12 protein-coding genes are annotated in these 11,198 nt (G+C 59.6%); 3 read left to right on the top strand and 9 right to left on the bottom strand.

Annotation, left to right across the window (positions count from 1 at the left end):
- The 6 genes from ENZ75_RS07745 to ENZ75_RS07770 all read right to left on the bottom strand — a co-directional run.
- A partial coding sequence (locus ENZ75_RS07745; protein ID WP_128278008.1) for a DUF3011 domain-containing protein occupies positions 1 to 278 on the bottom strand: 278 nt, incomplete at its 3' end.
- A gap of 71 nt (positions 279 to 349) precedes the next feature.
- Complete coding sequence (locus tag ENZ75_RS07750; RefSeq protein WP_244514240.1) at positions 350 to 766, bottom strand: hypothetical protein; 417 nt, start codon at positions 764 to 766, stop codon at positions 350 to 352.
- A gap of 430 nt (positions 767 to 1,196) precedes the next feature.
- The gene (locus tag ENZ75_RS07755; protein ID WP_082826592.1) at positions 1,197 to 1,931 is read right to left on the bottom strand and encodes a L,D-transpeptidase; all 735 of its coding nucleotides are present in this window, start codon (positions 1,929 to 1,931) and stop codon (positions 1,197 to 1,199) included.
- A complete protein-coding gene (locus tag ENZ75_RS07760; protein ID WP_063170393.1) occupies positions 1,912 to 2,712 on the bottom strand; it encodes a DUF6065 family protein in 801 nt (266 codons plus the stop codon). Before ENZ75_RS07760 ends, ENZ75_RS07755 begins: the two co-directional genes overlap by 20 nt.
- Before the next feature lie 85 nt (positions 2,713 to 2,797).
- Positions 2,798 to 4,303 carry a collagen-like protein gene (locus tag ENZ75_RS35005; protein ID WP_245441344.1) on the bottom strand — a complete coding sequence of 502 codons (1,506 nt, stop codon included), beginning with the start codon at positions 4,301 to 4,303 and terminating at the stop codon, positions 2,798 to 2,800.
- Positions 4,304 to 4,508: 205 nt separating this feature from the next.
- Positions 4,509 to 5,222 (bottom strand): response regulator transcription factor, encoded by a 714-nt coding sequence (locus tag ENZ75_RS07770; protein WP_063169440.1) that lies wholly within the window; start codon positions 5,220 to 5,222, stop codon positions 4,509 to 4,511.
- A 246-nt stretch (positions 5,223 to 5,468) separates the two neighbouring features.
- On the opposite strand from ENZ75_RS07770, the gene ENZ75_RS07775 reads away from it, so the two are divergent.
- Both ENZ75_RS07775 and ENZ75_RS07780 read left to right on the top strand, forming a co-directional pair.
- Complete coding sequence (locus ENZ75_RS07775) at positions 5,469 to 6,710, top strand: HAMP domain-containing sensor histidine kinase (RefSeq protein WP_244514241.1); 1,242 nt, start codon at positions 5,469 to 5,471, stop codon at positions 6,708 to 6,710.
- A 341-nt stretch (positions 6,711 to 7,051) separates the two neighbouring features.
- Positions 7,052 to 7,333: a hypothetical protein gene (locus ENZ75_RS07780; RefSeq protein ID WP_063169442.1), complete on the top strand. Its 282-nt coding sequence runs from the start codon at positions 7,052 to 7,054 to the stop codon at positions 7,331 to 7,333.
- Between the two features lie 93 nt (positions 7,334 to 7,426).
- On the opposite strand, the gene ENZ75_RS07785 is transcribed toward ENZ75_RS07780, so the two are convergent.
- Together ENZ75_RS07785 and ENZ75_RS07790 are read right to left on the bottom strand one after the other, a co-directional pair.
- Positions 7,427 to 8,026, bottom strand: coding sequence for an NADPH-dependent F420 reductase (locus tag ENZ75_RS07785; RefSeq protein ID WP_013529054.1), 600 nt, complete (start codon positions 8,024 to 8,026; stop codon positions 7,427 to 7,429).
- 74 nt (positions 8,027 to 8,100) lie between these two features.
- Positions 8,101 to 8,835, bottom strand: coding sequence for an SDR family oxidoreductase (locus ENZ75_RS07790; RefSeq protein ID WP_063169443.1), 735 nt, complete (start codon positions 8,833 to 8,835; stop codon positions 8,101 to 8,103).
- 277 nt (positions 8,836 to 9,112) lie between these two features.
- On the opposite strand from ENZ75_RS07790, the gene ENZ75_RS07795 reads away from it, so the two are divergent.
- A complete protein-coding gene (locus tag ENZ75_RS07795) occupies positions 9,113 to 10,009 on the top strand; it encodes a LysR family transcriptional regulator (protein WP_063169444.1) in 897 nt (298 codons plus the stop codon).
- A gap of 276 nt (positions 10,010 to 10,285) precedes the next feature.
- Here ENZ75_RS07795 and ENZ75_RS07800 read toward each other — a convergent pair.
- Positions 10,286 to 11,198: RQC domain-containing protein (locus ENZ75_RS07800; RefSeq protein WP_164887756.1), on the bottom strand; the 913-nt coding region annotated here is incomplete at its 5' end.

Below are 11,198 nucleotides of genomic sequence, written 5' to 3' on the forward strand. Positions count from 1 at the left end.
CGTCCATGGTGGTAGCCGCCGACATCGGCGAAAATTCCGGAGCAACCTTGCGCGACCCAAATATATTTGCTGCGTGGATTGTAGCCCCAGGTCCGGTTCAAAATACAAGGACTTCCAGAAGTCTGATGAATGAGTTGCGGCTTGCTCAGCGGGCCCGCCCAGCATTCGCCATACTGATAGTGCCTCGATTGGCATTCGACGGTCGATTGTGCGCGGGCATCAGAGATCATCCACGATGAGCCGAGCGCGAGCAAAGCAATGAACATGTAACGTAGCATGTGAACCCCTCCGGAGTGGTCAACGACCGGTTGCGTCGGTGTCATCGAAATGGAATTTCTTCCGCCAGGTGTCAGTCGTTGATCGCGGTGATCTTGATGGTGTTGCCGTCTCCGACGCCGGAGAACCAGACCTCGCCATCACCGATTGAGATGCCTTGCCAATTGGCGAACAGCGTCGGGTAGGTCTGCTTGAGGACGGTCTGTTTGACCTTGGCGGTAACGATCTTGTCGTAATCCGTCACGAAATGCGCGGCGTCGTTTATCTTGATCGCCTTGCCGCCGATCCGGGCGCGGAAGGGATAATCGATCATCGACGCGACGGTCTGCTTGTCGCCGGCACTGACAGCCTTCTGCAGCTTGTCGAAGAACTGCTGATAGGTTGTGTGACTGCCGAACAGCGCGTCAAGGGTCTGGTTTGTTTCAGCGGCGGTCTGCGCTGCCGCTGGACCCGCAACGGCGGTACTCAATAGCGCGGCGGAAACCAGCATGAATAGAGAGCGCCTCATCATAGGTCCTTTCACTCGGTCCGTTCAATTGCCAACCCATCAGCCTGGATTTGTCCTTCGGACGTTCGCGCCCTGACTGATGCCGACGGCGAACGGGAAGACGAATGGCATGCCGTCACTGACGAGAACTGACATATAGACGCGTCCATTGAATTTTTTTATTTCAATACACGCAAAAGGTGTAAAAAAGAATACCTAAACGTCGATTATGACGGACAGAGATGACGGTTAAGGTATCCAAAACCTTATTCGCGAGTGATATCGATACGAGCAGCGACGCCTATGTCTTAAATTCTCCCTCTATGACGCCATATGGATAGAAGCAGAAATCTGCCGTCACCTGTGCCACCGGCGTGGGTATTGTCCAACGGCATCCGACAGCAAGCGTTGGCCTGTGCCTGTTCAATTCGCTTCACTTCACGATGACCTTTGCTCCCTTCGGCACCAGACTGTAGAGTTCGATCACATCCTCGTTGAGCATGCGAATGCACCCTGAGGACGCTTCAGTTCCTATGGTCCAGGGCTCTGAGGTGCCGTGGATACGATAAAGCGTATCCACGCCGTTCTTGTACAGATAGAGAGCTCGCGCGCCGAGCGGATTGTGCGTGCCGGGCCTGATCATGCGCGGCAGGTCGGGCGACTGGTTACGCATGTCGTCAGTCGGATGCCATGCGGGCCACTCCGCCTTACGCCCTACGCTGGCAATGCCCGACCAACTGTAACCGCTAGCCCCGACGGCGACACCATAGCGCCGCGCCATCCCATTGAGGCGGTATAGATAGAGGAACCTCTGCCGTGTATCGATCAACACCGTACCGGCAGGCAAGCGTTCCGGGGGCGTCACATCGACAGGCAGAAAGCGTTGGTCAAACTTGCTGCGATCGACGATGAAGACCTCATGCGGCTCCCTCGCGTAAGCGGCTTTCACGCGAACTAACTCTGTAGCCGTATTCGGGCTACCTTTTCCATCCGCCAGGCAACCGACAAGGAGCGCCGCCAGCGCCAATACAAAGCCCGACCGCACGAACTGGCGGATGCATTCCGGTCTTTCGTCTCTGCTCGAAACCGACCCGTTAATCGAACGGCCAAATGCTAGCGATCCAACTGGAGGAATGCGCACAGGCCGCTTACTCTTGGCTAGCTTCATCTACTGGCGAACCTTTTTCCTGGGCCCGCAACTGGTCGATGTGGATCGGCCGCTTTAGAGTTCGCTTTACTCGGTGAGTGTCATCCGCGACCGATTTCCCCGTCGGCGAAACACCCTGCAGATAGTGCTTCTGCCACTTCATCTCCTTGGTAAGCTCGTCGTTCATCTGCAGGCCGGCCGAAAACCGTCGACGTTCGCTATTCCAAACCTTATGTTCTTTATGGAACTCAGGATCGTCCTCCATCGGACGAATGACCGGCTGCACCTGCTCGATAGCGACACTTGGCATCATGGTGATGAAACAGAATGGCTCGCCCTTGGCAAAAGTGACAGACCCAGGGCGGGTGAAGCGCCAATTCATGGTGAAACTGAACGGCAGCCAGTTGGTTTCCACCAAGCCGTCCAGCGGCGCGATTCCGTCCTTCATCCGGTTGGGAGAGCCGCGAGCCCACACCATCCAGCCCGGCTCGGTGCGAAACACGTAACCCGGATGAAAGGTTACTATGCCGTGCCCGAAGGTCGAGCTGATGAATCGGTGCGTGACGTTCGGTTCGTTTACATGGAAGGCGATGTCTTTTGTAGTGTTGTATCCGTTCCAAGTAACAGTCACATTTATGGGGTTCAACAATTCCCATCCGCTGGCATTGGCGATTGAAAGCGGCGTGCAGCGGTAGGCGAAATGCTGGTCGGTCGCATCCATCCAGTCTCGCGTCCCCTCCGCGGCGACAAGCTCAGGCGGGTTCGGAGCCTGGATCATGCAGTCAAGACGAGGGCCGGTCATACTCTCCGCTATCCTCAAACGATTCGATTCTAAGTTGCTGATCACGTCGCCAACCGTAGCGGCATGACCAGGATAGAAGGAGGCACTATGGGCCTGCCGGTCCGGTAGGTCCCTCCGGTCCCACCGGCCCCACCGGTCCGGCAGGTCCCTCCGGTCCCGCAGGTCCGGCAGGTCCGCTAGGTCCCTCCGCACCGGGCGCGCCGGGAGGTCCAGACGCGCCGGTATCGCCGGGCGCTCCAGGTGTCCCGTCCGATCCGGGCAGTCCGACAGGCCCAGCAGGTCCGCCAGGTCCCTCCGCGCCGGGCGCGCCGGGAGGTCCAGACGCGCCGGGCACTCCAGGCGTACCAGCCTCGCCGGGTGCGCCAGGCGCCCCCGGCTGTCCCCAAACATTGGTGGAAGGCGTCGGCAAGTTGCCAACGTCTTTTACGATGTGCGATGGAAGGAAGTCGCCACGATCACGCTGAATCAAGGAACGACCTGGCTTGTCGGCATAATAATCGTTCTGACCATCCGTGACCGCGCACTCGAAATTCTGGTCCGGATCCTTGCAGAAGACTGTCTTCGGGGCGCTTCGATCGCCATTGGTGCCGAAGTGGAATCTCAAACCGGCCATCGCAGAAAAATCGCCGCTTGAGGAGACGTCGCTGTTCGTCAGATCGAAGCTGAAATCACTGTAGATAGAAGTCGCTATCCCGCTTCCGAACTCGGTCAGGTACTCGGCGCCGCCAACAAGTTGCGTTCTACCACCAAAGGCGTCGCGATGACGCAGGCCGCCATTAACCTTGAAGTTATCCGTAGGATAGTACCCGACCCTGCCTTCGGCGAACGGGCTGACGTCCTCTTCAAGTGAATTCCATTCTATACCGGCAAGTCCCTCAAGCGTGACCCGGCCCAGATAGTACTGGCCTTCAACGCCGAGCTTGCCTTCGACATAACCGTTTTCAAGAACTCCACCATCATCGTAACCACCTCCGCCGTGAAGGTAGCTTCCATACAGACCCAGCGCCCCAACTTTCGGATCACGGCGGAACAGATGCGCGGCGGCACCTGTGAAGTTACTGTTTGGCGTCACGCCACCAATCGCATCGACCTGGAAGCCGTATTTTTCACCGAGCGGGAGCGCCACGGAACCGTCGGTAAAGGCATACGGGTCGTTACCGTTGGTTCCCGCGCCGAATCCGACACGCACATTGGGCGCGGCAACGGCACGAGTGTCGGATTGCGGATTTGACAGGTACATGCGCCTCTCAACCGAGGATAGCGCAGCCATCTCGCGACTCTGGGCCACCGAACCCCTGAGGGTGGCCAGTTCTTCTTTAACCTGAGCAGTCTCGGCGTAGGCGGCCTCAAGTTTGCGCGCCATCTGCTTCTGATTTCGCTGCAGGTCCAAAATCATCTGATAGAGTTGTTCGTTGCTTGGCGCCCCGGCTAGCGCGGGGGTAATCGCGACATAGATGGATGCGAACGTTAGAATAGAACAACTGGCAAATAAAATTCTCTTATGCTGCCGCATCCCGCACCCCTTCTGCGCACCGCCGCCCTCGTTATCTACCTCGCCATGCGCACGATACATTCCTATTCGATTATGCATAGAATGCGAGCCATCTAACGAATGCGGATTTATCCAACCCTTTCCTTGAAGTAATTAATCTCGCGATTATTCACAATCGCAGTAACTGTCATATCCTTACACTTACTGTCAGTCGCTTGAGGATGCTTCTCGAATTCCTTCCCTGTCATCTTCCAAATTGATGAGATCGGCAATCTTCTCTCTGGACAGGGTCGGCACGATCATTCTAATCGGGGAAGGCGAAGCCTGACCCGCGAATTGCGTGCAAGGGGAGAAGCATGTCGGATTTCTTGGCTCTTCGACGCAGCCGGCTCACGATGGTGTCCAGGTGGGCATAGTTGAAGTCATAGATGTCTGCGCCCATGGCTTCGACGAGCGCGCGGCGATCGACGGTCTTGCCACGCTCACTGAACAAGCGTTCCAAAAAGTGCCGTTCCGAGGTGGTCAAGCGAAGGCGATGGCCCATGCCGTCGGTAAGCACCCAGCCGCCTTCCTCGAGGGCCCATCGTGGGGCCGGAGACGACGAAGGGGCGCGGCGCCTGTTGAGACGTTCATTGACCGCCATCACCGTGGCAGCAAGCTCCCGAACATCAATGGGTTTGACGAGGTAAGCGTCAGCGCCCGCTTCAAGACCATTGAGCCGGTCGTCGATGGAACTCCGGGCCGTCGCCATGACGATCCCGACCGATTGTAAGGCCCGCAAATGGGTAGCTATGGAAAGGCCGTCTTCGCCCTCCAGGCCAATGTCGAGAATGACGATTTCAGCCGGCTTGGCGGCACAGGCTCGGTAGAGGGCGGCAGCATTGTGGAATCCATGTACGTTCAGGCCCAATCTGGATAGTCCGAAGACCATCTCCTCGCGGAAATCCCTGTCGTCATCGACAAGATAAACAAGGGGGGAGATCACGATAACGCCATGCTTGTAGCCTTCTCCGATCATCTACGGACCCCATGCAGCAATCTGATACCATTCGATTTCATTTATTCGCCGCATTGTCTATATTGTTTGTGTGTCTTGTTTATCATAGAGTCTGGGCTAATAAGTCTCTTCCACATGGGATACGCATCCGAAATTCTGAGGTCTCTAGAGCCGAAAACCATACACCTCATTTGGGGTATTATCGTTTGCTTATACAGTATAGTGCTGATATTATTTTTATCTAGACTGTTTGATTTTCACCGCCAATTGATCTGGGCGTGGCGCATCTCCCAGGGCGTTGTACTGCTCAATGGCATCGCCTTGGCTTTTGCGATTGTGGGACGCTACGGCGACGTCGGGTTTTTCGTATCGCGACTGCAGCAGCTGTCTCTCATCTTCATTTCGCTGCTGGTGCTCTATCTGCTCATTGTGCGGCGACGGTATCAATATCTGCTGTCGGCGATTGCATTTTTGAGCGTAATCTCTGTCATGCTGGTGATGCAGATGATGTATACTGGGGCCAACCCGTTCCAACTGGATGGCTCTTTGTCCAGATTCTTGGCCGGCGGGACCGTGATTCACCTGGCGTTGCTCAGCGCGGCCGTCGCGAAGAGAACGCGGCTTGCCGAGCGCAGCTTGAGCGAGGAAAAGGACCGCGTCATCGCAGTGTCGCGCTTGGCCGAGCAGGAGCTGACTATCAAGGTGCGCGAAAGGACCGCTGAGCTTGGGGAAAGAAACACCTCGCTCATGGTGGAAGTGGATCGACGTCACCTGCTTGAACTCAAGCTCAGGCAGGCTCTGGACACCGCCAACGATGCTCTGGCTCAGCAGCGGGACTTTGTGGCCTTGGTATCTCATGAGTTTCGCGGCCCGTTGGCCGTCATCTCTGCCGCCGCCGACAATCTGTCATCTTCTGCAGGTGAAAGCGCCGACAATATCAAGTTGCGCACCACAAGGATCCGCCAGACCGTCAAAAGGATGTCATCGCTGATTGAAAACGTCCTAGCCTTCGACCGGCTCAATGGCGGGCACGAAACTCTTCCCAGGATCAAGATGTTCGACCTGAATGAGGTTTTGCGCGCCGCCGAAGCGGGATTGGATGATGCTGCGGCCGGACGTGTTAGCTTCACTCACGGCGATGAAGTGATTGTGAAAGGTGACCGCAACCTGCTGGAGATTGTGATACAAAATCTGATCCAGAACGCCCTGAAATACTCATCGGTGACCAGCTCTGTGACGATCCGGCTGTCGACTGAGCAGGGCGTGGCGTTTGTACACGTGGCGGATCAGGGCTCTGGCGTAGCGCCCGACGACCACGAGTTCATATTCATGAGGTACTATCGCGCCGCGGGCCAACTGGTAAACGGCTCCGGTTTAGGGCTCTACATTTCACGCGAGATCGCCCGGCAGCATGGCGGCGGTCTCATACTGGCCGCCAGCGACGTCAACGGGTCGACATTCCGCCTCTCACTGCCCGTCGAGCGGAACTGGCCTGCCCCTGAAAAGTGATCCCCCTGACATATGGCCTTTGGGCCGAACCAGGACTGAAGAAAATGGCCGGAAAGAGACACAGTTGCGGCCGCTCATTGTCTACCGTTAACCTCCGGCAAATCTTGCGGATCTGGTAGAGAGGCGGCGATAGAGCCGCTCGAGCCGGGACACTCTGGCCTTCGCGGAGGCCGTAAAGCTTCGGCGATGGGCAGGCCCATTCGGCATCTCCGCACATCGCTTCTGTCCGCAAGCGCAGCCATGCCGCCGTGAATTTACCAGCCGGTTTAGCCCAAATGGGGAAGAGGCCCGGCCCACGATCTCGTAACGGTTGGTTCGCCGAACCCAGTTAGGAGACCACGATGCGCAAAGCCTCTCTCGCCATCGCAGCTTTCTTCAGCCTTGCCACTGTTGCATCGGCATGCGTGTCGATGGACGGCAACGTCGTCGTGAACAACTGCAATTATCGCGTCATGGGAAATTACAAAGGCTCGGATGGCAGTTGGGGTGGCTTCGGACCCATCCGCGCGGGCGGTCGTGAGGCAACTTTCAAAAGACGCGATGCCGGCTGGGACATCAGCTATTGCAACTACGATTCCTGGGTGGCAGGCACATGTCGGCCGAAGGATCCCAGGCAGATGTAAGCTTTCAAGCATGTCACTTCGCGCGCTTGGCTCTTTGCCGACGATGTGGCCGGCATCGAACGCCTGCCACTCTGTCGGCGCACGATAAATCCGTTACTGCTCCTTCTTGAACAGGTCCTGGAAGATCAGCTGGCCCCAAGTGCGGCCGCGTGCGTGCACCAGCGTGCCGCCCTCGTTGAGCTTCCCCAGCTTGACCGGTGCGAACCCGAGTTGTCTGGCCAAGGCCGCCACGGGAGCGATCGCGTCCTCGTCGTCGCTCGACAGAAAGACGACCCGGTGCCCGCCCTCGACGATCGGATCGGCAGCCAGGGTGGCCGCAATCAGGTGATTGAAGCCTTTGACGAGCTTGGCGCCGGTGAACGCCTTCGCGACGAAGGCGGAGGACGGCAGACCGTCCAGCTCTTCGGGGACTGGAAACACGTTCGTCGCGTCGATGATCGTCTTGCCTTCCCAGCTTGGCAGCGCCTTCGCGACATCCGGGTGCGATTCAAAGCGGACAGCCAAAAAGATGATGTCCGCCTTGACGGCGTCCGCCAGTGTTTTCGGGATGATCGTGGGTCCGATCGCGGCCGCGTCGGATGCAAAGCTTTCCGGGTCGCGCGTGGTTGCCACGGACACTTCGAGGCCCTTGCGGGCAAATGCCTTGGCAAGAGCCTGGCCGATCTTGCCGAAGCCGATAATTGCGTAGCTCATGTATACTCTCCTTCAGTTTACCAGGCCCTGCGGGCTCGGGATATCGAATGGAATGAACGGCGGGGCGTAGCGGGTCAGATTTGCGCCAAGCCCCCGTCGACGGCGACCTCGCTGGCAGTCATGAAGCTGCTGTCGGGCGACGCGAGAAACGCAGCCGCCGCCCCGATCTCCGCTGGATCGGCCATACGCTGAAGCGGATTCATCGAGGCGAAGACCTTCAAGCCCTCCTCGCCTATCGCTGCCTTCGCGAGTTCGGTCGCCGTCGGCCCGGGCGACAGCACGTTTACCCGGATGCCGGTGCCTTTCAAGTCTTCCGCCCAGGTCCGCGCGAGGTTGCGCACGGCCGCCTTGCTCGCGCTATAGACGCTGAATGCGGGCGCGCCCGTGGTGCCGGCGCTCGATCCGGTCAGGATAATCGAACCGCCCTCGCCCATCAGCGGCAGCGCCTTCTGGACCGTGAAGATCGTACCCTTCACATTGGTGTTGAAGGTCTCGTCAATGTGCCCGGCGGTGAGCTTGCCGAGCGGAAGCAGGCTTCCCACCCCGGCGTTGGCGAAGATGATGTCGAGGGCTCCGCGCTCGGCCTTCACCGCCGCGTAGAGCCGATCGAGGTCGGCCTCATCCGAGACCGAGCCCTTCACCGCGCGGGCATTGGGCCCGAGCTCGGCCACAGCGGCGTCTAGCGCTTCCTGCCGGCGGCCGAAGATGAAGACGAAGGCGCCCTCCTCGATGAAGCGCTTTGCAGCGGCGAGGCCGATGCCGGTGGCACCACCCGTTATAACCGCAACCTTACCATCCAGTTTTCCCATGACTTAATCCTTCCAGGCTCTGTCTTTGGTCGTTCGGGGACGCCCCGAGAACCTCTAGATGGGCCCGCCGGGGTCGCGCGGTGAGTGCGGAAGCGCGCACATCGGTGGTGCAGAATCGATCCGCTTTCAGGATTGACGCCAGCCCGCGACGATCCGTGTCCGCCGTTCGGAATAGCGTCGCCCTTGTCGACACAAGCCACGATATCCCGCCCCTACTGCTGTAGGATGTGTTAGATACGGGCTTTGGAAGGCGCACCGCGCGGTGCCGGATTGCACCATGATCGACTGGGATGACGTTCGCTACTTTCTAGCCGTCGCACGCGGAGGCTCGGTGCGGGCTGCCGGCGCGCAGCTCGGGGTGAATCACTCGACCGTGCTGCGACGCATCGCACAGCTTGAGGAACGCCTCGGGGCGCAAATGTTCGAAAAGCGGCCTTCGGGCTACCGCCTGACCGCTGCGGGCGAGGAGGTCCTCGAGCTCGCGAACCAGATGGAAGCGTCGTCGCACCAGCTGGAGACGCGCGTCTTCGGGCGCGACCAGAGCGTACGCGGACTTCTGCGGGTGACGCTGGCACCGCCCCTCGCGACGCACCTGCTCATGCCGGACTTCGCCGATTTCGCGCACCTGCATCCAGACATCGAGATGGAAATCTTGTCGTCCGGCGAGCTGGCAAATCTGACCAACCGAGAGGCCGACGTGGCGATCCGCGTCGTCTACGACCGCAAAAACCTGCCGCTCAATCTTCACGGACTGAAGGGAGCGGAGGTGTTTGGCGGCGTCTACATGTCCCGCGATCGCCTGGCCGCGTGGCGTGCGGGCGCACCTGATCCCATCCGGTGGATCGTCATAAGCGTTCATGGAATTCCAGAGTGGGCCAGCGCGGGTGAGGTTGGCACCACGGGAGTTCCATTCAGGATCACGGACGCCGAGGCGCAGATCGTTGCCGTACGGCAAGGTCTCGGGATCACGACACTGCCGTGCTTCGTCGGAGATGCCGACCCCCTGCTGGTGAGGGTGCCGGGCACCGACCTGCACCTGTACGGAACGCTCTGGCTTCTCACGCATGGGGAGACACGCAAGACGAAGCGCGTGCGGCTCTTCACTGAGTTCGTATCCCGCAGGCTCGCCGCCTACGCTCCGCTTCTCGCGGGACTGTCCACATCGCGCGACTGACGCCCGGCGGGTCGCCCGCGACGCTTGCAGTGGATAGGTGCCTGCAAGCGGACAGCGGCATCTATTGCGGTTGCAAATGCTCGGCCATGAAGTCGATGCACGCCTCAGTCTGGGCCTGATCTGTCGACCGGCCGGCCAGAAAACGTTGAACTAATCGGTCCCTGGGGGGCATGGGCGGTGGAGGAATGGGCGGCGGCGGCACAGGAGGTTTCGGAACGGATGCCTTCTCCGAAGATCCCTCTGCTTCACGGCGCGTGACCAGTCGCTGATCTGACCTCAGGCCGCCTCACCCGACCGGTGCTCGGCAATCGCACTCAGAAAAACCTGGCCGAATTCCTTGAGCTTTGCCGCCCCAACCCCATTCACTTCGGCGAAGGCGTCGAGGTCGTGCGGGCGGCGCTCGGCCATGTCGATCAGCGTACGATCCGAGAACACCACATAGGCCGGCACCTGGCGCTCCTTGGCGAGCCGCAGGCGCAAGGATTTGAGCGCGGCCAGTAGCCCGGTGTCCACAGCCGACTGCCCGAGATCCTGCCCCGAGCGCATCTTGCCGCGCAAGGCGCGGCTGCGTACCTCGACACGATAATGGAACGGCACCTCGCCACGGCCAAGCGCATGACCCTTTTCGGCGATGGCGAGGCCGCCATGGCCGGCCGGATCCGGCATCAGGAACCCGCCGGCGACGAGTTGCCGGATCAGCGATAGCCAGAAATCCTTCTTGTGCGCCAGACCACTGCCGAAACTCGTGAGCCTCTGGTGGTTCCTGGCAAGCACCTTCTCGGTTTCATGGCCGAGCAGGATGTCGATGACATGACCGGCACCGAAACGCTCACCGCTCTGGGCGATCGCCGTCAGGATGATCCGAGCCTCGGCTCCGCCATCGGCGCGCGGTGCCTGGTCGAGGCAGGTGTCGCAATTGCCGCAGGGCTGCGCTTCCTCGCCGAAATAGCCGAGCAGCACCTGGCGGCGGCACTGCGCCGTCTCGCAATAGCCTATCAGCGTGTCGAGCCGGCCATGCGAGCGCCTCTTGTGCTCGGGCGGCGCATCCTCGTCGTCGATGAACAACCTGCGCATGCGGATATCGCCCAGGCCGAACAGCATATGCGCCTCGGCGTCCCGCCCATCGCGGCCGGCGCGGCCTATCTCCTGGTAGTAGGCCTCCAGGCTGCCCGGCATGTCGGTGTGGAAG

Origin of the sequence: Mesorhizobium sp. M7A.F.Ca.CA.002.04.1.1 (genome assembly GCF_004022805.1) — a bacterium.
Classification (GTDB): Bacteria; Pseudomonadota; Alphaproteobacteria; order Rhizobiales; family Rhizobiaceae; genus Mesorhizobium; species Mesorhizobium ciceri.